The sequence below is a fragment of the Billgrantia endophytica genome (genome assembly GCF_002879615.1).
Lineage (GTDB): Bacteria > Pseudomonadota > Gammaproteobacteria > Pseudomonadales > Halomonadaceae > Halomonas > Halomonas endophytica.
Window position 1 is genome coordinate 39,107 of record NZ_PNRF01000048.1, and the last position, 21,893, is coordinate 60,999.

Consider the following 21,893-nt stretch of genomic DNA (forward strand, 5'->3'; position numbering starts at 1 on the left):
GTCACTTCCCGGACGGTTCGGGGCGTCGGCGTGCTCGGGGGTGGGCCGCGTCGTAGGTGGCGGCCAGGTGTTGCCAGTCCAGCTTGGTGTAGACCTGGGTGGTGGACAGGTTGGCGTGACCCAGCAGCTCCTGGACGGCACGCAGATCCTGGCTCGACTCCAGCAGGTGGCTGGCGAAGGAGTGACGCAGCCGGTGCGGATGAAGGTGCTCCGGCAGGCCTCGGTGCCGAGCCAGCTCTGCCAGTCGTTTCTGGATGGCGCGATGCCCCAGGCGGGAGCCGCGAGCGCCCACGAAAAGCGCCGTCTCCCCGGCGTCCGCCAGCGCGGGGCGCAGTGCCAGCCACAGGTCGAGCGAGCGTCGCGCACTACCGCCAACCGGAACCTGGCGGGGCTTGCTGCCCTTGCCCATCACCCTGACCCGGCGCGGCTGCAGGTCGGCCAGGTCGAGGCCGGCCAACTCGGCCAGCCGCAGCCCGCTGGAGTAGAAGAGTTCCAGCATGGCCTGGTCGCGGGTGGCCAGCGGCGAACCGTCATGAGGGGTATCGAGCAGGTGCGCCAGTTGGTCCACATCCAGCGGCTTGGGCAGATGGGCGGGTTGACGCGGGGTCGATACCAGCTCGGCGGGGTTGTGCCCGAGAAGCCCGGCTTTCACCAGATGATTGGCAAAGTGTGATGCGGCGGCCCGCCGCCGGGCCAGGCTGCGCGGGGACAGCCCCCGGGCTCGCTCGGCCCCCAGGAAGCGGCGCATCAGGCTGGTCTGCAGCGCGGCGCCATCCTCGATGCCCCGCTCTTCCAGAAACAGGGCCAAGGCCAGCAGATCCTGCCGATAGGCCGTCACGGTGGCGGGGCTCGCGGTACGCGCCAGTTCGCTCAGGCAGTCATCGAGCTGGCGCCGCAGGGCGGTCTCAGCCATGGGGCGAGGGGCTCAGGCTCATCAGCAGACGTGCCAGCACATCGCTGAGGTACTCGGTGAACAGGGTATCCATGCTGGCGCGGAAATGATCGGGATCGGGGCTGGCAAGGACCAGGTAGCCCATCGGTTCGCCCAGCGTCAGGCGGGCCAATACGCAGGAGCCGGCCTGTCGCGGTGCTTTCGCATGGGGCAGCAGACGGCTCCAGTCAGTGGGCGTCAGCCGGGTGCAGCGACTGGTGCGCCCGTCGAGCAGGGCCGCCAGACGCACGCCGGCATGGTCATCCAGCACCTGCCTGGGCGCCTGGGGAGGCAATGGCTCATGGTTGGTGAGCTCGGACGGACACCACAACGCCACCGCCGGGGTCTGGAAGTGTTCGGCCATCTGGGTGGCCAGTGCCTGGCCCAGGGCGTCGGCATCCTCGGCTTCCAGCAGCGCAAGCACCAGTCCGCGGGTGCGACGGAACTGGGACTCGTTATGGCGAGCCGACTCCAGCAGCTGTTCCAGCCGCCATTCGGCCTGCTCGGCACGTCGGCGAAGGTCGTACACCAGGCGCTCCAGCAACGACGTGGTGCCCTGTGCTTCGGGGTGCGGCACCTTGAGCTGTTGCAGCAACCCCTCGCGGCCGACGAAGAAGTCAGGATGGCGTGCCAGCCATTCGGCGACTCGGTCCGGGTCCAGGGTCTTGCGCGGTTCGGGGACGGCTCGGGTCATGCAGGACTCCTTGTTGTTGGGACATCAGCCGGCTCTGTCAGGACAGGGCGACTCGACCGTCGAAGACACGCTCGGCAGGACCGGTCATACGCAGCGAGGCGTTGTCACCTGCCCATTCGATACGCAGGTCACCACCGCGCAGATGGACCGTGACGGGGCTTTCCAGCAGCCCCTGACGAATACCGCAGGCCACGGCGGCACAGGCGCCCGTGCCACAGGCCAGGGTTTCGCCGCTGCCGCGCTCATGGACCCTGAGTCGGATGTCGTGGGGCGACACTACCTGCATGAAGCCTACATTGACTCGCCGTGGAAAGCGCGGGTGATGCTCGATCGCCGGACCGAGTCGCTCCACCGGCGCCCGATCCACATCATCGACCCGCAGTACCGCATGGGGGTTGCCCATGGACACCGCACCGATCTCGAGAGACTCGCCGTCCACCTCGAGCCCATGACGTAAACGGTCTTCATCGGCCTTGAAGGGCAGCGCATCGGGGGTAAAGCGCGGCGCACCCATGTCCACGGTGACCTGCCCATCATCCTCCACCAGCAGCGTCAGCGGGCCGCCACTGGTTTCCACCCGTATCTCGTGCTTGTGCGTCAAGCGCTGGTCGCGCACGAAGCGGGCGAAGCAGCGGGCGCCGTTACCGCAGTTTTCCACCTCGCTGCCGTCGGCGTTGAATATCCGGTAGCAAAAGTCCATGTCGGGATCGCGGGGGGGCTCGACGATCAGGAGTTGGTCGAAGCCCACGCCGAAGCGACGGTCGGCCAGTTGGCGGATCTGCTCGTCGCGCAGCCTGGCCCGCTGGGTGACCAGATCGATCACCATGAAATCATTGCCGAGGCCATGCATCTTGGTGAAGTGCAGCAGCATCAGCGTTCACCCTCCGCTTCCCGGTGGGAATCCCGGGGCAGCAGCGACTCGCCGGCCCACAGGGATTCGACGGACTCGCGCTGGCGGACGATGTGATAGCGGTCGTCGTCCACCATGACCTCGGCAGGCCGCGGGCGGCTGTTGTAGTTGGACGCCATGACGAAACCGTAGGCGCCCGCCGAGCGTACCGCCAGCAGGTCGCCCGGGGCGATGGCGAGGGCACGGTCCTTGCCCAGGAAGTCGCTGGTCTCGCACACCGGGCCTACGACATCGTAGGTCTCGACATCGCGGGAGTGGCGTACGTCCACCGGCAGGATCGCCTGCCAGGCCTGGTAGAGCGAGGGCCGGATCAGGTCGTTCATACCGGCATCGACGATGGCGAAGTTCCTGGTTTCGCCTGGCTTGAGGTATTCCACCCGGGTCAGCAGGACGCCGGCATTGGCGGCGATCGAACGACCCGGTTCGAACAGCAGCGTCAGGTGAGCGCCATGTGGCCACTGGGCCAGACGCTCCAGCAGCGAGGCGGCATAGTCGAAGGGCTGGGGTGGGCGCTCGTTGTGATAGGGTACGCCCAGCCCGCCGCCCAGATCCAGGTGTTCCACCGTGATGCCGCGCTCGCGCAGCCGCTCCAGCAGGATCAACAGCCGGTCGAGGGCATCGAGGAAGGGAGCCAGTTCGGTGAGCTGTGAGCCGATATGACAGTCCAGCCCCACCACCTTCAGGCCGGGCAGGGTGGTGGCCAGCTCGTAGACAGTGAGCGCTTCCTCGACGGGAATGCCGAACTTGTTGCCCTTCAGGCCGGTGGAGATATAGGGATGGGTGCCGGCATCAACGTCGGGATTGACCCGCAGCGACACCGCAGCCACCTTGCCGAGCCGGCTGGCCACGGCGCTCAGGCGCTCGAGTTCCGGGCGTGATTCCACGTTGAAGCACTTGATGCCCACTTCCAGGGCGCGAATCATCTCGGCTTCCTGCTTGGCTACGCCGGAAAAGACCACCTTGGCGGGGTCGCCGCCGGCGACCAGTACGCGCTCCAGCTCGCCCACCGAGACGATGTCGAAGCCGGCCCCCAACTGGGCCAGCAGGCCCAGCACCGCCAGATTGGAGTTGGCCTTCACCGCATAGCAGATCAGGTGAGGATGGCCGCCCAGCGCCTCGGTGTAAGCGCGAAAGTGCCGTGCCAGGGTCGCCTTGGAGTACACATAGCAGGGGGTGCCGACCTCGTCGGCCACCTGCGTGAGCGGGACTTCCTCGCCGTAGAGCACGCCATCGCGGTATTCGAAGTGATCCATGTTCAGCTCTCGTCGTCGGAGTTGGCCGCATCCGGGGAGGCCGGGCCGCCGTAGCGCTCGGCGGCCTGCTCGTCGTCCGGCAGGTAAAGCGGGCCCGCCTGGCCGCAGCCGGCCAGCAGCACCAATAGCAGGGCGGCCAGTGCCAGATACCCTCTCATGCCTGGCTACCCGGGTTGCTGGAAGACAGCGCGGCCAGGGCCTCGCGGGCGCGCTGGGCAGCGGCGCGGACCTGGTTCGGGGCGGTGCCGCCGATATGATTGCGAGCGGCCACCGAGCCTTCCAGCGTCAGCACGTCGAAGACATCCTCCTCGATGATGTCGGAGAACTGCTTGAGCTCCCCAAGACTCATCTCGGAAAGGTCCTTGCCTTCGCGCAGGCCGAAGGCCACCGACTGGCCGACGATCTCATGGGCATCACGGAAGGCCACGCCGCGGCGCACCAGGTAATCGGCCAGGTCGGTGGCGGTGGAGAAGCCGCGGCGGGCGGCATCAAGCATGCTCGCCTTGCGCGGCGTAATGGCCGGTACCATGTCGGCGAAGGCCTTGAGACAGTCGCGAGCCGTATCCAGGGTGTCGAACAGCGGCTCCTTGTCCTCCTGATTGTCCTTGTTGTAGGCCAGCGGCTGGGACTTCATCAGCGTCAGCAGCCCGATCAGGTGGCCATAGACGCGGCCGGTCTTGCCGCGCACCAGCTCGGGAACGTCGGGGTTCTTCTTCTGCGGCATGATCGAGGAGCCGGTACAGAAGCGGTCGGGCAGGTCGATGAAGTCGAACTGGGCGCTGGTCCACAGCACCAGCTCCTCGCTCATGCGCGAGAGGTGCATCAGCAGGATGCTGGCGAAGGCGGTGAATTCGATGGCGAAGTCGCGATCGCTCACGGCGTCCAGGGAATTTTCGGCGGGACGCGAAAAACCCAGCAGCTCGGCGGTGACGTGGCGGTCGATGGGATAGGTGGTGCCGGCCAGGGCCGCCGCGCCCAGCGGCATCACGTTGACGCGCCCCCGGCAGTCCAGCAGCCGCTCGTGGTCGCGGGCCAGCATCTCCTGCCATGCCAGCAGGTGATGGCCGAAGGTGACCGGCTGCGCGGTCTGCAGATGGGTGAAACCGGGCATGATGGTGCCCGCCTCGCGGTCGGCAAGCTCGATCAGCCCTTCACGCAGCCGGATCAGCTCCGCTTCCACCACGTCGATCTCGTCGCGCAGGAACAGGCGAATGTCGGTAGCCACCTGGTCGTTGCGTGAGCGGCCGGTGTGCAGCTTCTTGCCGGTGATGCCGATCTTGTCGGTCAGTCGCGCCTCGATGTTCATGTGCACGTCTTCAAGCGCCACCGACCACTGGAACGCGCCGCGCTCGATCTCGCCTCGGATCTCGGTGAGACCGGCGACAATGGCGTCACGCTCCTCGTCGGTCAGCACACCCACCCGGGCGAGCATGGTGGCGTGGGCGACGGAGCCCTGGATGTCCTGCAGGGCAAGGCGCTGGTCGAAATCGACCGAGGCGGTGAAGCGTTCGACGAAGGCGTCGGTGGGCTCGCTGAAACGACCGCCCCAGGACTGGTTGGTGGCTTGGCTCATCGGCGTGGGCATCCTGCGTGGTTCGTGCTTTGGCGTTCATGGGCGGAGCTGCGCACGGCGGCCCCGGATCATGGTTTCGCAGTGTACCAGAGTCGGCGGGAGTGGCGAGGGGCACCGCGTTGGGGACATGCCGTACGGACGCGCGGAGGCGGTGAGTTTTTCCTGTCTCGCCAGGTGCTTTATGATGAAGGGTAGTGACTATCATTGGCCGCGACCGTTTGCGGCGCCAACAGCAGAGCAGGGTTCGTCCGGACCCGCTGCATGGGGAGAACCACGTGCGATCCATCAATACGCTGCGCATTGCGACCCGCAAGAGCCAACTGGCGATGTGGCAGGCAGAACACATTCGAGACCTGCTCATGTCCCAGCATCCTGGGCTGGCAGTGGAGCTGGTGGCGATGTCCACCCGTGGTGACAAGATCCTCGATACGCCGCTGGCCAAGATCGGTGGCAAGGGCCTGTTCGTCAAGGAGCTGGAAGAGGCGATACTTGACGGTCGCGCGGATATCGCCGTGCACTCCATGAAGGACGTGCCCATGCACTTCCCGGAAGGTCTCGGGCTGTCGGTGATCCTCGCCGGCGCCGAGCCCACCGATGCCTTCGTATCCAACCACTACGGCTCCCTGGACGAACTGCCCGAGGGTGCCAGGATCGGGACGGCCAGCCTCCGGCGCGGCCTGCAGATGCGTGAGGCGCGCCCCGACCTGGAGATCCTCAATCTGCGCGGCAACGTGCAGACTCGCCTCGGCAAGCTGGATGCCGGCGAGTACGATGCCATCCTGCTGGCTACCTCGGGGCTCAGGCGCCTCGGTCTCGAGTCACGCATTACCCAGGAGCTGCCGCCGGAGGTGTGCCTGCCGGCCTGTGGCCAGGGCGCTCTGGGTATCGAGTGCCGCATCAACGATCCCGATCTGGTTAGCCTGCTGGCACCTCTGGACGATCCGGTCACGGCGACGCGGGTGCGCGCCGAGCGTGCCATGAATACGCGTCTCGAGGGTGGTTGCCAGGTGCCGATCGGCGGCTACGCCAGCTTCGAGAACGATGGTCAGACCCTGTGGCTGCGGGCGCTGGTCGGCAATCCCGAGGGCACCGAGGTGCTGCGTGCCGAGGGGCGCGGCTCCATCCATGAACCCGAAGCGCTGGGTATTCGTGTCGCCGAAGATCTGCTGGAGCGGGGGGCTGGCGACATCCTGGCGCAGGTCTACGGCGGCTGATGCCCGCCTTGCAACCGGTATTGATCTGCCGTCCGGGCGGGCGGGCCCGGGCACTGGCCGAGGCCATCGAGGCCGCCCGGCTTCCGGTGGCCCATCTCGACGTCATGGCCTTGGAAAGGCTGCCGGAAACGCCCGAAATGCGCAGCGCCTGGCTCGACTTCGATCATTTCCACAAGGTGGTGGTGGTTAGCCCCTTCGCTGCCGATTGTCTCCACGAGGCGCTTGATCGCTACTGGCCGCAGCTGCCGCTGGGTACGGCCTGGTATGCGGTGGGGGCCGCCACCGCGGAAGCGCTGCATGCCTGCCTGGGCGTGCGTGTGCATGTGCCGCCGGTGCGGGCCGGCGAGGATACCAGCGAGGCCCTGCTTCAGCTGGCATCGCTGCGCTCACTCGAGGGCGAGCGGGTCCTGCTGGTGGCGGGCGAGGGCGGGCGCACGCTGCTGGCCGATACCTTGACCTCGCGCGGTGGGCGAATCACCCGCCTGGCGCTCTACCGGCGCCGGCTGCGGGAGCCTTCACCGACGATGCAGGACAGGCTTGCCAGTGGCGATTTTCGCGCCCTGGTGGTCAGCAGCGGAGAATTACTCGAACATCTGGCAAGATGGTGTACCGAGGCAACCTTGAACCAACCGCTAATCGTGTCCAGTCGCCGTTTAGCTACACTGGCCGACGACCTGGGGTTTTGCACGCCCGTGGTGGCAGCGGGCGCCACACCGGCTGCTTTGGCTGAGGCGGTGGCCGAGGCCTGCGCCCCGGAGGATGCCGATGTCGATCACGACGATCTCGAAAAGGGCTAGCGACAGATGAGCAAGCAATCCAACGAGCAGGATGAACAGAAGGCGCCTTCCGGCGAGGCCAAGGCCACGGACAAGACCGACGGCACCTCGGAGAAGAATCGCTCGCGAAGCAGCGGTAAACCGTCGCAACCCATGGGCGGTGCCGACGAACCGGTGAATGCCCCGCCGAATCGTTCGGGATCGACCAGCGAGACACCTCCGTCCAGTCAGGCGCCCGAGCCCCGGCCTTCCGAAAAGGCGGCTACTGGCCAGGCTGGCGGCAATACGCCAGCGGGAAGCGAAAAGGCGCCGGAAGGCACGTCATCGAGCGCCACCGTCGACAAGGCCGCGGCGGGCAAGGGCAAAGGCCAGCCGGCAGCTGCCAAGCCTGCCGGTGACAAGCCAGTCGGCAGTGACAAACCCGCCACTGATACGTCCAGGGCCGCCCCGCCGGACGGGAATCGTGCCACACCGCCTCCCACTGCCACTGCCGATGGAGGCAAGGGTGGCGGCGGCAAGGGCACCCTGGCCCTGATTCTGGTGTTACTCCTCGGCATTGGCGCCGCGCTGTTTGCCTGGCAGGCCTGGGACAGGTTGGACAGCCAGCAGCAGCGGCTGGATGAGCTGGAAGAGCGTGCCGGTACCGCTGCCACCGCCGACGAGCTCGGCGAGTTGGAAAGGCGTGTCGAGGCCGGGGAGAGCGAGCGTGACGCCGAGCTGGCTTCCGCCCTGGAAACCCTGCGTGAGGAATTTGCCAACTATCGCAGCGAGGTGGATGGCACCCTGGACCAGGTCCTGGACGAGCTCTCCAGCGAACAACAGACAGACGAGCGCGAGTGGCTGCACGCCGAGGCCGCCTATCTGCTGCGCCTGGCCAACCAGCGTCTGCAGCTGGAGCGCGATGTCGAAGGGGCCGCGGCCCTGCTGCGTACCGCCGATGCCCGCCTGAACGAAGCCGACAACCCGGCCCTGCTCTCCATCCGGCGTGCCATTTCCTCTGAACTGTCGATCCTCGAAGGCGTGCCCCAGGTCGATCGTACCGGCCTCTACCTGGCGCTCAACGCCCAGCAGGAGCGACTGGCGATGCTGCCGCTGTCACGGGAGCTGGAGGAGATTCCGGCCCGCTCCGGCATGGAGGAGGCTCCCGCCGGGGGCTGGCAGGAACAACTTTCACGCTTCGGCCAGGAACTGAGGGATCTGGTGGTCATTCGTCACCATGACGAGGCACTGGAATCCCTGATCACGCCCGAGCAGGAAAGCTATCTGCGGCAAAGCGCGAGGCTGGTGCTGGAACAGGCTCAACTGGCCTTGCTGCAGGAGGAGCAGGACCTCTATGAGGCCAGCCTCGACAAGGTGCTGACCCTGATCCATGGCTACTACGACACCGACCGTGACGAAGTCCAGGCCGTGATCGGGCGTCTCGAAGCGCTCAAGGCCGAAACCATCCGGCCCGAGCTGCCGGACATCAGCGGCTCCCATCAGGCCCTGGGCATTTTCATCGAGCGTCGTTTCGGCTCGCGTGGCGAGCGGGGAGATGACGCATGAGAAAGCTGCTCCTGATCGTTCTCCTGGGCCTGGCGCTGGGGGCACTGTTCGGCCAGTTGATGGTCTCGGTGCCGGGCTACTGGCTGGTGCGCGTGGGGGACACCTCCTTCCAGACCTCTTTCTGGTTCGGCTTGATACTCCTGCTGGCGGCCTTCCTGGCGCTGCATTTCACCCTGCGCATTCTGACGCGCATGAGCTATCCGATCAGCCGGCTCAAGGTGTGGAACAGCCGGACTCGTCAGCGTAATGCCATGAAGCGTACCGTGCGTGGTCTGGTGGCGCTGGCGGAAGGCCGCTGGAAACGCGCCGAGAAGTCGCTGGTCAAGGCGGCCGACGACTCCAGCACGCCGCTGGTCAACTACCTGTCGGCCGCCCTGGCGGCCCATTACCAGGGTCACTATGACCAGGCGGATACACTGCTCAAGAGGGCCCACCTCAGTACCCAGGGGGCCGATACCGCCGTTGGCCTGATGCAGGCTCAGCTCATGCTGGATCGCCAGCAGTACGAAGAGGCGCTGGCCATCCTCACTCGACTGGACCGCCAGTTGCCCAACCATCCGCAGGTCCTCAAACAGCTCAAGCAGGCCTACCTGAGCGTCAGCGACTGGGATGGCCTGCGCCGGCTGATGCCACGCCTGGCAGCCCGCCAACTGATCTCCCCGCAGGAGCGCAATCAGCTGGAACTGCGCGCCTACAAGGAACTGCTCGTCCAGGAGGCACGCGACCCGGGCAATGTGGAGCGGGTTCGCAGCCTGTGGGCCGACATGCCGGACCCGCTGCGCAACAACGTCGAACTGGTGGCGCTCTATACCGAAGCGCTGGTGCATGGCAACGAGGAGGGGCTTGCCGAACGCCTGCTGCGCCATTCCCTCAAGGAGCATTGGGACAGTCGTCTGGTGCTTCGTTATGGCCTGCTCAACGTCGACCCGGCACGACAGCTGGTGCATGCCGAGAAGTGGCTGCAGGAGCGCCCCAACGATCCGGACCTGCTCCTCACGCTGGGACGCCTGGCGTTGCGCAATGCCTACTGGGGCAAGGCTCGGGAATATTTCGAGGCGAGCCAGCGGCAACGCTCCAGCGGCGTGGTCTGTGCGGAACTGGCCCGGCTGTTCGCCAACCTGGGCGAACACAACAAGAGCCAACTCTACTATCGCCAGAGCGTCGAGCTTCTCGACAAGTCATTGCCGTCCCTGCCTCAGCCTGACGAGCAGGCCAACGGTGAAGAGAGCAAGAGCAGGAAGAAAGCATGAAGCAGTCTGAGGGGCGCCAAGGCGCCCCTTTCTCGTGGCCGTTCTTGTCATTGGCCGCGGAGAGCGGCACTCAGCTCTCGTCGAAGTCGCCCTTGAACTTGGGGTTGGGCTTTGCCCTCGGGTCGTAGCGGTCGTCGGCATGGCTGTGCTTCGACTTGGGCTGGCCCGCAGGGCTGCCGTCGATGGTGAAATCCTGCTGCATGACACGCAGGTTGGCGGGTGCTGCCGATCCGGTCTTGTCCTGCCCGAAGTAGAGCGTCGTGTGGGGGAAGGGGATCTCGATGCCCTTGGCATCGAAGTGCAACTTGACCAGGCGGTTGTAGGCACGTCCAACGCCCCACTGCATGCCCGGCGTGGTCTTGATGCGCACGCGGACATTGATCGCACTCTTGTCGAGCGCCGTGACCCCGGCCACCTCCAGAGGCGCGAGGATATCCATCTTGTGCTCATCGCTCGCGGCCAGCTCATCGAAGGCTTCGCGCAGGACGATGATTGCCTCGTCGATGCTTTCACGGTAGGCAATGGCGTACTCGCCCACATGGTAGCCGAACTCGCGCATGTAGTTCGACACGGTGTCGACGCTGGAGAAGGGCACGATGTGGTAGGTGCCCGACAGGTCGCGAATGCCAACCGAGCGGATGCTGAGCCGTTCGGCGGTGCCGGTGATGCCGCCCACCGTGACCACGTCACCGGTGTTCATGGCGTTCTCCACCTGGATGAAGATGCCGGTGATGATGTCCTGCACCATCTTCTGGGCGCCGAAACCGATGGCCAGGCCAAGCACACCGGCACCGGCGATCAGAGGCCCGATGTTGATACCGATTTCGGCCAGCACGATCATCGTCGTCATGGTGACCAGGGCGATGGCCAGGGCATTGCGGAACAGGGAGAGCAGGGTCCTGGCTCTTGCCGTGGGTTCACCGGTGCCGGTTTGGTTCAGTTTGTGCTCGATCAGGCTGGCCAGGCCCAGCCAGACGGCAATGGCGACGATCAGGATCGTCGCCACGCTGATCAGTATGCCAACCAGGTTGCGACCCGCCTCGGAGGCATACCAGGCCGCCAGGTCGAAGGCGCCCCAGGCGCTGAGCACCAGCAGGATCACCATGATCAGGATGAGCGTGCGAATGGCGCGCAGGGCGTTGGGCACGTAGCTGTTGAGGCGTGGCTCCAGCATCGGCAGCTTGCGGCACACGTCGTCGGAGAGCCGGATGCGCCGTCCGATGGTCTGGGTCAGCAGGTTCGACAGGAGCATGCCCATGATGATTGCCGCCAGGGACTTGAGGGTGGCGAAGAGAACGAAGGGCAGTGCGTCGGCTGGTTGGGTCAGCGTCAGTACCAGTACCATCAGGAAATAGGCCAGGGCGAACAGATGCCAGGTGCGGGCGAACAGCTGCAGGGAGACCCGGGTCGCCGTCAGGTCGCTACGGGCCGCCAACTCGTTGAGGTTGTCGCGAATCCGTATCCGGTTCTTGATCACTACCGCCACGGCATAGATGAAGGCGCCAAAGATGACGAGGGCCCCGATGCCTCGCCCAAGGGCCGGTGCCAGGTAGACGTTGGCCAGGGGCACCACCACCATCAGGCCGTATCCCACCAGGCCAATGAGGCGGGCGATCCAGCGATTCCAGTAGGAAGCCTCGGTAGCCGAGATGGGCAACAGCCTCAATCCCTCGTAGCGTGATGAGAACAGCATGCGGACCGCAGCCTTCAACAGCTCGATGACGAGGAAAGCGTTGAGGAACAGCGAGGCTCTCGTGGAGAGGTCCCCGGCTTCACCGATGGCGAACGTGGCGATCAGATTGCCGGCCATGTAGGCCAGCGCCACGACCAGGATATCCACCAGGGCGGCCAGCGTCACGCAGAGAACCAGGCGCAGAACCGGGGTCATGTCGCTGCTCTGCTGCGACCAGCTGCTGAGGCGGGTGAACAGCGGCCTGGCGAAATGACGGAACGAGACGAAGAAGACGAGGGTGGCGAGGATCACCAGGCCCAGATTGATCGCCGCCGAGGTAAAGGCACCCGTGTCGAAGGCCGAGGCGTCAGTTTCGCCGGTGAACAGGTTGCCGACGATGCTGACCAGGTTGCGAAGCTCCCCCCCGATATCGCTGGCGACGCGGCTGGTCAGCTCGGCCAACTGCCTCGGCAACGACACCAGTTCGGGTTCCTGGTCCGTCTGGGTGGCTTCGGCCGCCGCCCGGGCCCGGTCATCGATGGTCTGGCTGCGCAGTTGCTCGATCAATTGCTGGCGGGCTTCATCGTCCTCCAGTATGTCGGCCAGTGTCGAATACGCCGGGCCGCTGGTGGCATCGGCCGGCTGGGCCAGGGCAGGCGTGACAGCCATGAGGGTCATCAGCAGGCAGCCAATGAGCCAGGGGAAGAGTCGTGTTGATGTCACGCGGTGACCTCCATTTCGGGCGTGTTGGCAGGGGTATCGATCCTGAGTGGCATATATAGTACGGACTTTGGCATCATGCGACTAACGGGGCTGTGTGTTTTTTTGGTCACCGTCCGGGGGTGGTGTCGAGGTGGCGGAGGGGCAGGTCCGGAAACGTTCGCGCACCAGCGCCAGCAGCCCCTGCGTGGAAGCATCGAAGTCCTGGGTCTGGGTGTCCAGGCGTTCGCTGATCTCGCCGGCGATACGCTTGCCCAGCTCCACCCCCCACTGGTCGAAGGAGTTGATGTTCCAGATCACTCCCTGGACGAAGACCTTGTGCTCGTAGAGTGCGATCAGGGCGCCGAGGTTCTTCGGCGTCAGTTCGTCGAGGAGCAGCACGCTGGAGGGGCGGTTGCCCGGGCAGCTGTAGGGATCGAGCCGTCCGCCGCCCTCGCCCTTCCCCTTCAGGCTTCCCTCCATGAAGGCATTGGCCTGGGCCAGCATGTTGGTGAGCAAGGCGAAGTGGTGCTCCTCCACGCCGGGTTCCGGCTTGAGGGAGGCGATGAAGTCGATGGGCACGTAGCGGGTGCCCTGGTGCAGCAACTGGAAGAAGGCATGCTGACCGTTGGAGCCGGTCTGCCCCCAGACGATGGGCCCGGTCTTGTAGTCGACGGGGTGGCCGAAGATATCCACCGACTTGCCGTTGGATTCCATGTCCAGTTGCTGAAGAAAGGCGGGCAGCTGATGCAAGGCCTGATCGTAGGGCACGATGGCCTGGGTCTCGGCACCGTGGAAGTTGAGGTTCCAGATGCCGACCAGTGCCATCAGCACCGGCATGTTCTCGGCGAAAGGGGCGGAAAGGAAATGCTGATCCATCTCGTAGGCGCCTTCGAGCATTTCCATGAAGCCATCGAAGCCCACCGAGAGTGCGATAGGCAGTCCGATCGACGACCACATGGAATAGCGTCCGCCGACCCAGGCCCAGAACTCGAAGACGTTTTCTTCGCGGACCCCGAAGTCCATGGCGGCCCGGCGGTTTGTCGAGGCGGCGACGAAGTGGGCGCCCACGTCGGCGTCGGGACCGGCGTTCTCGAGGAACCAGCGTCGCGCCGTCTTGGCGTTGAGCAGCGTCTCCTGGGTGGAAAAGGTCTTGGTGGAGACGATGAACAGCGTGGTGGCCGGGTCGAGGCGGCTCAACACCTTCTGGATATGGGCACCATCCACGTTGGAGACGAAATGGAAGCTGAGCTCCGGATGGCGGTGCTTGAGCAGCGCCCGGCTGGCCATGTTGGGGCCAAGGTCGGACCCGCCGATACCGATGTTGACCACGTCCCGGATGCGTTCACCGCTATAGCCCTTCCATTCACCGCTGCGCACGGCATCGGCGAACTGGCGCAGCTGCTCCCATGAACGGCGGATCTTCGGCATCACATCCTTGCCGTCGACCATTACCGGGTTGTCCCCGAGATTGCGCAGGGCGGTATGCAGTACCGGGCGATCCTCGGTGACATTGATGATATCGCCAGAGAACATCTGTGCCCGGCGCTGTACCAGCGCCGAGTGGTCGGCAAGCTCCAGCAGCTTGATCAGTACCGCGTCGGAAACCAGATGCTTGGAATAGTCGAGAAACAGGCCGCCGACACGCAGGCTCATCTTCTCGAAGCGCTGCGGGTCGGCAGTGAAGTAGTCCTTGATCCTGTCGTTGGCCGTTTCCTGCTGGAGCTGTTTCAGGGCTTGCCAGGTGACACTGCGAGTAAGCTGGAACATGCGGTTTCCTCAGACGCGACAATCGGGCGAGGCCGGCGCAGGCCGCCTGTCAACCCTGTGAGCTACGGGATGCCGCCCAGGCCTTGGCATCGGGAATGGTCATTTCATAGGGCTGGCCCAGCCAGGGTGAACTGGCCAGGAAGTCGGCGCTGGCGGCATTGCACGCCACCGGGATGTTCCACAGGGCCGCGAGTCTCAGTAGCGCCTTGACGTCCGGGTCGTGGGGCTGGGGAGCGAAGGGGTCCCAGAAGAAGATCAGCAGGTCGAGAGCCTGGTCGGCGATGCGGGCGCCGATTTGCTGGTCCCCGCCCAGCGGGCCGCTCATCAGCCCTTCCACGGCCAGGCCGATCTCACGCGAGAGGCGACCGGCGGTGGTGCCGGTACCGACCAGGTCGTGGTCGGCCAGGGTGTCGCGCCAGCGCGCGGCCCACTCCAGCAGTTCATCCTTCTTGCCGTCATGGGCAATCAGCGCAATGCGCTTGCGGGCCGGCAGGGTGCGCTGCACGGTGCGATGCGGGCGCGGGTCACTCATGGCTTCACACCTCACGTATCTTCAGGGTATGGGTACCGCAGTGGGCGTTCATGTGGTCGCCCGGGTCAGAATGACATGATCCCCCGGCATGGCAATCCCCGCTCCACCAATAATGCGGATTAAATGTAATGTTACTACATTCCCTCCATTGAACCATCTCCCCTGCGCCTTGGCCGCCTGGTTGCCCTATGATTGTATAGCACAAAGCATGTTGCGCTGTAGGAGAGCACGAAGGGCCAGGCCGGTCTGCAATGGATGTTGTAATATTACCAAAAACCTTGAGACTCTACGGCTAATGCATCACATTGAAGAGAAAGTAGAGCCCACCTCCCGGGAGGAAGATGCCATGATCCTCAAGATCGCCATCAACGGTTTCGGCCGAATAGGTCGAAACGTGCTTCGCGCGCTGTACGAAAACGGTTACCGCAGCCGTGTTCAGGTAGTCGCCATCAATGATCTGGGCGCCCCAGCCCTCAACGCTCACCTGCTGCGCCATGATACCGTCCACGGTCGCTTTCCCTTCGCCGTGGAGCATGACGAGGAGAGCCTGACCGTGGATGGTGATCGCATCGCCATCTTGTCTGAGCGCGATCCGTCGGCCTTGCCCTGGAAAACTCTTGGGGTCGACCTGGTCATGGAGTGCACGGGGCTGTTCACCAAGCGCGAGGCGGTGGCGAAGCATCTGTCAGCTGGCGCCGGCCGCGTGCTGATCTCGGCGCCGAGCTCCGATGCCGATGCCACGGTGGTCTATGGCGTCAACGAGGGCGTGCTCCGGCCCGGGCACAAGGTGGTATCCAACGCCTCCTGCACCACCAACTGCCTGGCGCCGATCGCCCAGGCCCTCAACGAGGCGGTGGGCATCGAGAACGGGCTGATGACCACCGTGCATGCCTACACCAACGACCAGAACCTTTCGGACGTCTACCACCGCGACCCCTACCGGGCGCGCAGTGCCACCCAGTCGATGATTCCCACCAAGACCGGTGCCGCTGCCGCGGTCGGGCTGGTGCTGCCCGAACTGGCCGGCAAGTTCGATGGCCTGGCGGTACGCGTGCCGGTCATCAACGTGTCGCTGGTGGACCTGGTGTTCACTGCCGGTCGTGGCACCACCAGGGAGGAAATCAACGCCATCGTCACCAGGGCGGCGGAAGCCTCCCCGGTGCTGGCGGTCAATGCCCAGCCGCTGGTCTCCATCGACTTCAACCACGACGCCAATTCGTCCATCTTCGACGTCAACCACACCCGGGTGAATGGCCGCCTGGTCAAGGTGATGGCCTGGTACGACAACGAGTGGGGCTTTTCCAACCGCATGCTCGACACCGCCCTGGCCATGCAGACCGCTTGCGACACCAGGCAGGATACCGCCTGACGCGGTGAGTTGATCATTGCCCCCCTCCGCGATCCTTGACTAGGGCGAGATGACGAGGCCGCGCCTGCCGAAGCAATCGTCGGGGGTGCGGCCTTTCGATGAACAGCTATCCTGGTCCCTGCTCAGTCGGGGATATACCAGGTTTCCGGGCACTCCACGGTTCGGAACAGCCGCTGGGCGGTAGTGGCGTTGCGGCGCTCGACGAGCACGTCTCGTCCTTCGCTCAGCCGTTCCAGTATCGACCCGCTGGGATGTCTGACGGTAAGCAGGGTCAAGCCCTCCTGCCGCTGCAGCGTGTAGTCGGCATCCAGTGACTCCATCAACGGCTCCAGCCGTTCGGCCATGTTGTCGAGGCACAGCGTGAGCTGCATGGCACCGCCGTCGATCAGGTTGGCATGCATGCCGGCCTCCACCAGTCGACCCAGGATGTCATGCTGCCGTGGCTCGTCCATGAAGGAGAAGTCCTTGGGCTTCACCTCGAGAAGAACCTGGTCGTCGCGCAGGATGCAGGAGGGGAGGTCGGTATCGAACCGGGTGTCCGACGTGATGGTGCTGGGCGGGGCGTCAGGGGTTTCGAAGGAGCGCACCGTCAGCGGGATCTCCTTCTGCTTCAGTGGCCCCAGGGTCTTGGGGTGAATGACCTTGGCGCCATGCCAGGCGAGTTCGATGGTCTCGGCGTAGGAGAGCCGTTTCAGCTGTACGGCGTTGCCGAAGCGCCTGGGATCGGCGTTGAACAGCCCGGTCACGTCCTTCCAGATCACCACCTCCCCGGCATCGAGGCAGTGAGCGAAAATCGCCGCGCTGAAGTCCGACCCTTCCCGGCCCAGGGTCGTGGAGACACCTTCCGCCGTGCCGCCGATGAAGCCCTGGGTCAGCAACACGTTCCTGCTGCCCCCCGCCTGGCTCCGGATGGCATCGGACGTGGCCTTCCAGTCGACATTGGCATCCTGGTGGTGATCATCGGTGATGACCAGCTCGCGGGCGTCCAGCCAGTCGGTCGCCACATCGGCCCGGTTCAGCCATTCCGCCACGATCGTGGTGGAGAGCAATTCGCCGTAGCAGACGGTCTGGTCGTAATGCCTGGAGAAAGGGCCCTGTCGATGCCGCCGGTGTTGGTCATCCAGCGCCTCCACCAGGTTGCCAATCCGCTCCTTGAGGGCCTGGGCTTCATCACCCAACAGGGCATCCGCGATTGCCTGATGGCTGCTCCCGAGAGCATCGAGCCGCTTGCGGTAGTCGTCGCCTCGGCCCTCGTCCCGAGCGGCCGCCAGCAGCGCTTCGAGCGCATTGGTGGTCTTGCCCATGGCCGATACCACGACGACCAGTGGACGGTCGGCGTGGGCTTCGATCAGCGGCGTCAGGTTGCGTATGGCGTCGGCATCCTTGATCGATGCGCCGCCGAACTTGAAGACAGTGGTCATCCTGGGCTCTCCCTGGCAGTGATGTCACGGCTACTACCTTGCGCGAAATTGCCGCAATGGAAAAGGGTTGGTCGTGCGGCAAGAAAAGAGGCTGGCACAGAAACGAAACAAGCACCTCCCGGGTGCTTGTTTCGAGTTGCCGCGGGCAGTGACCGACTAGCTTAGCCGCTGCATGTAATCCGCGTAGCCGAACGTCTTGACGGTTCTTATCTCCCGGTTCCTTTCATCGATACGGCAGATGGAAGGCAGGCGTATGCCGTTGAAGGTGGTGGTCTTGACCATGGTGTAGTGGGCCATGTCGGTGAACACCAGCCGATCGCCGATCGCCAGGGGGGCATCGAAGGAGTACTCGCCGATCACGTCCCCGGCCAGGCACGTCATCCCGCCCAGGCGATAGGAAAAGGCCCTTTCGCCGGGCTCGCCAGCGCCGATGATCTGCGGCCGGTAGGGCATTTCCAGCACATCGGGCATATGCGCCGTGGCCGAGGTGTCGAGAATGGCGATGGCGCCGTCGTTCTCGACGATATCCAGCACGCTGCACACCAGGTAGCCGGTATTCAGCGCAATCGCCTCGCCCGGCTCCAGGTAGACCTCGAGATGCGGGTAGCGTGCCTTGACGTCGCGAATCACCCGCACCAGACGGTCCACGTCGTAATCGCCGCGGGTGATGTGGTGTCCGCCGCCGAAGTTGACCCACCGCATGCCGGGTAGCAGGTGCCCGAAGCGAGCCTCGAAGGCCGCCAGGGTGTGCTCCAGGGCGTCGCTGTTCTGCTCGCACAGGGTGTGGAAGTGCAAGCCTTCCAGCCCGCTCGGGTCCACGCCCTCCAGGTCCACGGCCCGGGTGCCCAGGCGCGAGCCCGGTGCGCAGGGATCGTACAACGCCACCTTGCCCTCGGAGTATTCCGGGTTGACCCGCAGCCCGCACGAGATCTGGCGAGGTGCCGAGGCCACGGTATCCCGGAAGCGCAACCACTGGGCGGGGGAGTTGAAGCTGATATGGTCTGCATACTGCAGGACCACGGCCATCTCCGCATCGGTGAAGGCCGGCGAGTAGACGTGCACCTCGCCGCCGAACGTCTCCGCCCCCAGGCGGGCCTCGTCCTGACCGCTCGACGTCGTGCCCACCAGGTACTCGCTCACCATGGGGAAGGTGTCCCACATGGCGAAACCCTTCAGGGCCAGCAGAATGCGAGCGCCGCTGTCCACCTGGACCTGCTTCAGCAGGGTCAGGTTCTTGCGCAGCAGGGCATCGTCCACCACGAAGGCGGGCGATGGACAGGCGTCTATGTCAAAGGGGTAAGCCGGCTTTTCCATATCGGGCGATGTCATGTCGCGCAATCAGGCCAGCGGGTCTGAATCGGGATCCAGCTCCACCATCTGCCACGGCAGGCCCATCTCGCCGATGCGCTCCATGAAGGGGTTCGGGTCGAGCTGCTCGACATTGAACACGCCTGCGCCCTTCCAGGTGCCTTCCAGCATCAGCATGGCGCCGGTGACGGCGGGCACGCCGGTGGTGTAGGAGATCGCCTGGGACTGGACCTCGCGGTAGCAGGCCTCATGGTCGCAGATGTTGTAGAGGTACACCTTGCGCCGCTTGCCATCCTTGATGCCGTCCAGGATCACGCCGATATTGGTCTTGCCCTTGGTGCGCGGACCCAGCGATGCGGGGTCGGGCAGCACGGCCTTGAGGAACTGCAATGGCGTGACCTGGCGCCCCTCGAACTCGATCGGTTCGATGCTGGTCATGCCGACGTTTTCCAGCACCTTGAGATGGGTGATGTACTTGTCGGAAAAGGTCATCCAGAAACGGATGCGCTTGAGGCCCTTGATGTTCTGGCTGAGGGACTCGAGCTCCTCGTGGTAGAGCAGGTACAGGTCCTTCTCGCCGATCCCGTCGAAATCGAACGTGCGCTTCTCGGTCAAGGGAGCGATTTCCTTCCATTCTCCCTCTTCCCAGTAACGGCCGTTGGCGGTGATCTCGCGGATGTTGATTTCCGGATTGAAGTTGGTGGCGAACGGGTAGCCGTGGTCACCGCCGTTGGCATCCAGGATGTCGATCCGGTGGATCTCGTCGAACAGATTCTTCTGGCCATAGGCACAGTAGATATTGGTCATGCCCGGGTCGAAGCCGCAGCCCAGGGTGGCCATGACGCCGGCCTTTTCATAACGCTCCTGGAAGGCCCACTGTTCCTTGTACTCGAACTTGGCCTCGTCCGGGTGCTCGTAATTGGCGGTGTCCAGATAAGGCACGCCGGTGCGCAGGCACGCCTCCATGATGGTCAGGTCCTGATAGGGCAGAGCCACATGGATCAGCACGTCCGGCTTGAACGACTCGATCAGCTCGACCAGCGCCTCGACGCTGTCCGCATCCACCTGGGCCGTCAGGATCGGACGATCCAACTGAGCGGCGATGGCGCGGCACTTGTCTTCGTTGCGGCTGGCCAGACAGATCTCGGTAAAGACTTCCGGGTGCTGGGCACACTTGTGGGTGACGACGCCACCGACGCCACCGGCGCCAATAATCAGGACTTTGCTCATGGGGTATCGAATCCAGATCGGGAAATGTCTATCAATGGTAGGGCCTTATCGGAACTTGGGCCACCGCGGTAGGCCCGGACCCGATGCCACCCGGTCTCGCTTGCGCGTTGGAAGCAGATAATGGCGCCGAGAGGGGGCGGTATCAAGTCATTTTCCTGTTGTTCGTTAGACAAAAATCGTCGGGTGAATGGGTGCAGCCCTCATTCATGCATTGTCGCTACGGCAGCCTCCGCCGAGGCAGGCGAAAAGGATGTTAAAGAGCGAGTTCATATCCTGTGTTATGAAATGTTATATAAGCTATCGTTGTAGAATGGCCCCGACACGAAAGCAAGTCGGAGCGGCCAGACGTGACCTTTCTCAACAACGCAGTCATACAAGCGCTTCATCGACAGAAAATCCTGTCGACTGATGATATGGCTCTCCTGCTTGAGCTGGAGCATAGCGCCAGGAAAGTCTCCGCCGGGGAGATTCTCTGGCAGGAAAACGCCAGAGTGGACCTCTTCTGTGTGGTCAAGGAGGGATGGGCCTACTCCTACCGTAATCTGATCAACGGCTCCATGCAGATTCTCAAGGTCTACCTGCCCGGCGATGTCATCGGCATGCGAGACTTCGGCTTCACCCAGCGTCTGTCGGGTGTTGCGATGATCAACGATGGTGTGGTCTGCCCCTTCACCTACCAGCAACTCTTCGACCTGTTTCGCCATTCACCGGCCCTGACGGCAGGTATCATCGCCATTGCCGTTCGCCAGCAGGCCATGCTCACCGAGCGGCTGGTGTACATCGGGCGCCACACCGCCCAGCAGCGGCTGGCCCATTTCCTCTACGAAATCTACGTGCGACTGGACCGGGTCGGAGCCGTCGAGGCAGGGCGTTTCTCCCTGCCCCTGTCTCAGGAACAGCTGGGAGATGTGCTGGGCCTGAGTGCCGTACACATAAGCCGGATGTTCACCATGCTTCGCGATGAGGGGCTGGTACTGCGTGAGCGCCAGCAATTGTATTTCCCTGACCCGGGGGCATTGGCCCGGATGGCCGAATTCAACGATGCCTATCTCGATGAATCCCTCCCTTCCGTCTTCCACAGCCTTGCCCAGGCCGCGCCATCGAACTCTCTGTAAGCCCCATCCCGGGTTCGAATCAGAACCGCCACTCGCACGTTGCCTCGGCGGAGGCCGCCGCCGAGGCGATGCTGCCGGCCCGGGCAACCCCGCGGTCGCGAGCTGAAGCTATCTCCCACAACCTGCTTTTCCCACCCTGTGGGAGCGCCGCTCCGCGTCGCGACTGGCGCCGCAGGCGCCCTGGCAGAGGCTGCATTTTCCACCCTGTGGGAGCGCCGCTCCGCGTCGCGACTGGCGCCGCAGGCGCCTTGGCGGAGGCTGCATTTTCCACCCTGTGGGAGCGCCGCTCCGCGTCGCGACTGGCGCCGCAGGCGCCTTGGCGGAGGCTGCATTTTCCACCCTGTGGGAGCGCTGCTCCGCATCGCGACTGGCGCCGCAGGCGCCCTGGCGGAGGGGCCGCCAACGCTGGTGACTATCGCAACGTCAGACAGTGCTCCGTCATCGACACGCCGATCAGAACCGCCATTCGAACGTCGCCCGGCCGCCGTGGTCCTCCATGCCGTCGCCGTACTGGCCGCCATAGGCGAGGTCCAGCGAGGTGCGTTCGTTCAGCGTCAGGCTGATGCCGGCTTCGACCACGCCGCTGTTCTCGGCGATCGGCGTGCCGGCGACGGTGAAGGCATCGCCACCG

Annotated in this window: 17 protein-coding genes and 1 pseudogene; 6 read left to right on the forward strand and 12 right to left on the reverse strand. The window is 64.6% G+C overall.

What is annotated here, in order from left to right; genetic code table 11:
* Position 1: 1 nt before the first annotated feature.
* The 6 genes and pseudogenes from C1H69_RS22595 to argH all read right to left on the reverse strand — a co-directional run bounded on the left by C1H69_RS22595 (position 2) and on the right by argH (position 5,361).
* Positions 2 to 913, reverse strand: coding sequence for a tyrosine recombinase XerC (locus tag C1H69_RS22595; RefSeq protein WP_102655630.1), 912 nt, complete (start codon positions 911 to 913; stop codon positions 2 to 4).
* Positions 906 to 1,625 carry a DUF484 family protein gene (locus tag C1H69_RS22600; protein WP_102655631.1) on the reverse strand — a complete coding sequence of 240 codons (720 nt, stop codon included), beginning with the start codon at positions 1,623 to 1,625 and terminating at the stop codon, positions 906 to 908. The genes C1H69_RS22595 and C1H69_RS22600 overlap by 8 nt, the downstream gene beginning before the upstream one ends.
* Before the next feature lie 37 nt (positions 1,626 to 1,662).
* Complete coding sequence (gene dapF / locus C1H69_RS22605) at positions 1,663 to 2,496, reverse strand: diaminopimelate epimerase (RefSeq protein WP_102655632.1); 834 nt, start codon at positions 2,494 to 2,496, stop codon at positions 1,663 to 1,665.
* The gene (lysA, locus tag C1H69_RS22610; protein WP_102655633.1) at positions 2,496 to 3,788 is read right to left on the reverse strand and encodes a diaminopimelate decarboxylase; all 1,293 of its coding nucleotides are present in this window, start codon (positions 3,786 to 3,788) and stop codon (positions 2,496 to 2,498) included. Before lysA ends, dapF begins: the two co-directional genes overlap by 1 nt.
* A 47-nt stretch (positions 3,789 to 3,835) precedes the next feature.
* A pseudogene (lptM, locus tag C1H69_RS23735) lies at positions 3,836 to 3,946 on the reverse strand (LPS translocon maturation chaperone LptM); the annotation flags it as partial.
* Positions 3,943 to 5,361: an argininosuccinate lyase gene (argH, locus tag C1H69_RS22615; RefSeq protein ID WP_102655634.1), complete on the reverse strand. Its 1,419-nt coding sequence runs from the start codon at positions 5,359 to 5,361 to the stop codon at positions 3,943 to 3,945. The pseudogene lptM and the gene argH, both read right to left, overlap by 4 nt.
* A 275-nt stretch (positions 5,362 to 5,636) precedes the next feature.
* Between argH and hemC the strand changes: the two genes are divergently transcribed.
* From hemC to C1H69_RS22635, 4 genes are read left to right on the forward strand one after another with little or no spacing between them, the layout of a single operon-like run.
* On the forward strand, positions 5,637 to 6,575 hold the full coding sequence (hemC, locus tag C1H69_RS22620; protein ID WP_102655635.1) for a hydroxymethylbilane synthase: 939 nt from the start codon (positions 5,637 to 5,639) through the stop codon (positions 6,573 to 6,575).
* Positions 6,575 to 7,372: a uroporphyrinogen-III synthase gene (locus C1H69_RS22625; RefSeq protein WP_102655636.1), complete on the forward strand. Its 798-nt coding sequence runs from the start codon at positions 6,575 to 6,577 to the stop codon at positions 7,370 to 7,372. The genes hemC and C1H69_RS22625 overlap by 1 nt, the downstream gene beginning before the upstream one ends.
* A gap of 6 nt (positions 7,373 to 7,378) precedes the next feature.
* On the forward strand, positions 7,379 to 8,896 hold the full coding sequence (locus C1H69_RS22630) for a uroporphyrinogen-III C-methyltransferase (protein WP_102655637.1): 1,518 nt from the start codon (positions 7,379 to 7,381) through the stop codon (positions 8,894 to 8,896).
* Positions 8,893 to 10,146 carry a heme biosynthesis HemY N-terminal domain-containing protein gene (locus tag C1H69_RS22635; RefSeq protein ID WP_102655638.1) on the forward strand — a complete coding sequence of 418 codons (1,254 nt, stop codon included), beginning with the start codon at positions 8,893 to 8,895 and terminating at the stop codon, positions 10,144 to 10,146. The genes C1H69_RS22630 and C1H69_RS22635 overlap by 4 nt, the downstream gene beginning before the upstream one ends.
* Positions 10,147 to 10,216: 70 nt before the next feature.
* Here the strand turns inward: C1H69_RS22635 and ybiO are convergent, their stop codons facing one another.
* From ybiO to C1H69_RS22650, 3 genes are all read right to left on the reverse strand, one after another.
* Positions 10,217 to 12,541 carry a mechanosensitive channel protein gene (gene ybiO / locus C1H69_RS22640; protein WP_102655639.1) on the reverse strand — a complete coding sequence of 775 codons (2,325 nt, stop codon included), beginning with the start codon at positions 12,539 to 12,541 and terminating at the stop codon, positions 10,217 to 10,219.
* An 81-nt stretch (positions 12,542 to 12,622) separates the two neighbouring features.
* Positions 12,623 to 14,287 (reverse strand): glucose-6-phosphate isomerase, encoded by a 1,665-nt coding sequence (gene pgi, locus C1H69_RS22645; protein WP_102655640.1) that lies wholly within the window; start codon positions 14,285 to 14,287, stop codon positions 12,623 to 12,625.
* 49 nt (positions 14,288 to 14,336) lie between these two features.
* Complete coding sequence (locus C1H69_RS22650) at positions 14,337 to 14,819, reverse strand: methylglyoxal synthase (RefSeq protein ID WP_102655641.1); 483 nt, start codon at positions 14,817 to 14,819, stop codon at positions 14,337 to 14,339.
* 346 nt (positions 14,820 to 15,165) lie between these two features.
* Between C1H69_RS22650 and gap the strand changes: the two genes are divergently transcribed.
* A complete protein-coding gene (gap, locus tag C1H69_RS22655; protein ID WP_102655642.1) occupies positions 15,166 to 16,188 on the forward strand; it encodes a type I glyceraldehyde-3-phosphate dehydrogenase in 1,023 nt (340 codons plus the stop codon).
* Positions 16,189 to 16,310: 122 nt separating this feature from the next.
* Here the strand turns inward: gap and C1H69_RS22660 are convergent, their stop codons facing one another.
* From C1H69_RS22660 to C1H69_RS22670, 3 genes are all read right to left on the reverse strand, one after another.
* A complete protein-coding gene (locus C1H69_RS22660; protein ID WP_102655643.1) occupies positions 16,311 to 17,609 on the reverse strand; it encodes an aspartate kinase in 1,299 nt (432 codons plus the stop codon).
* Positions 17,610 to 17,765: 156 nt separating this feature from the next.
* Entirely contained in the window at positions 17,766 to 18,938 is a 1,173-nt protein-coding gene (nspC, locus tag C1H69_RS22665) for a carboxynorspermidine decarboxylase (protein WP_205738593.1), read from the reverse strand.
* Positions 18,939 to 18,947: 9 nt separating this feature from the next.
* Positions 18,948 to 20,147, reverse strand: a complete 1,200-nt coding sequence (locus tag C1H69_RS22670; RefSeq protein ID WP_102655644.1) for a saccharopine dehydrogenase family protein — start codon at positions 20,145 to 20,147, stop codon at positions 18,948 to 18,950.
* Between the two features lie 413 nt (positions 20,148 to 20,560).
* On the opposite strand from C1H69_RS22670, the gene C1H69_RS22675 reads away from it, so the two are divergent.
* Positions 20,561 to 21,262 carry a Crp/Fnr family transcriptional regulator gene (locus tag C1H69_RS22675; RefSeq protein ID WP_102655645.1) on the forward strand — a complete coding sequence of 234 codons (702 nt, stop codon included), beginning with the start codon at positions 20,561 to 20,563 and terminating at the stop codon, positions 21,260 to 21,262.
* Positions 21,263 to 21,893 lie beyond the last annotated feature (631 nt).

What these genes read in the sequence shown, in the direction of transcription:
- C1H69_RS22650 (WP_102655641.1), bottom strand. Translation starts at nt 14,819, where the DNA reads ATGAGTGACCCGCGCCCGCATCGCACCGTGCAGCGCACCCTGCCGGCC.
- C1H69_RS22670 (WP_102655644.1), bottom strand. Translation starts at nt 20,147, where the DNA reads ATGAGCAAAGTCCTGATTATTGGCGCCGGTGGCGTCGGTGGCGTCGTC.
- lysA (WP_102655633.1), bottom strand. Translation starts at nt 3,788, where the DNA reads ATGGATCACTTCGAATACCGCGATGGCGTGCTCTACGGCGAGGAAGTC.
- dapF (WP_102655632.1), bottom strand. Translation starts at nt 2,496, where the DNA reads ATGCTGCTGCACTTCACCAAGATGCATGGCCTCGGCAATGATTTCATG.
- pgi (WP_102655640.1), bottom strand. Translation starts at nt 14,287, where the DNA reads ATGTTCCAGCTTACTCGCAGTGTCACCTGGCAAGCCCTGAAACAGCTC.
- C1H69_RS22630 (WP_102655637.1), top strand. Translation starts at nt 7,379, where the DNA reads ATGAGCAAGCAATCCAACGAGCAGGATGAACAGAAGGCGCCTTCCGGC.
- gap (WP_102655642.1), top strand. Translation starts at nt 15,166, where the DNA reads ATGATCCTCAAGATCGCCATCAACGGTTTCGGCCGAATAGGTCGAAAC.
- nspC (WP_205738593.1), bottom strand. Translation starts at nt 18,938, where the DNA reads ATGACATCGCCCGATATGGAAAAGCCGGCTTACCCCTTTGACATAGAC.
- C1H69_RS22625 (WP_102655636.1), top strand. Translation starts at nt 6,575, where the DNA reads ATGCCCGCCTTGCAACCGGTATTGATCTGCCGTCCGGGCGGGCGGGCC.
- argH (WP_102655634.1), bottom strand. Translation starts at nt 5,361, where the DNA reads ATGAGCCAAGCCACCAACCAGTCCTGGGGCGGTCGTTTCAGCGAGCCC.
- C1H69_RS22600 (WP_102655631.1), bottom strand. Translation starts at nt 1,625, where the DNA reads ATGACCCGAGCCGTCCCCGAACCGCGCAAGACCCTGGACCCGGACCGA.
- C1H69_RS22660 (WP_102655643.1), bottom strand. Translation starts at nt 17,609, where the DNA reads ATGACCACTGTCTTCAAGTTCGGCGGCGCATCGATCAAGGATGCCGAC.
- C1H69_RS22635 (WP_102655638.1), top strand. Translation starts at nt 8,893, where the DNA reads ATGAGAAAGCTGCTCCTGATCGTTCTCCTGGGCCTGGCGCTGGGGGCA.
- C1H69_RS22595 (WP_102655630.1), bottom strand. Translation starts at nt 913, where the DNA reads ATGGCTGAGACCGCCCTGCGGCGCCAGCTCGATGACTGCCTGAGCGAA.
- C1H69_RS22675 (WP_102655645.1), top strand. Translation starts at nt 20,561, where the DNA reads ATGGCTCTCCTGCTTGAGCTGGAGCATAGCGCCAGGAAAGTCTCCGCC.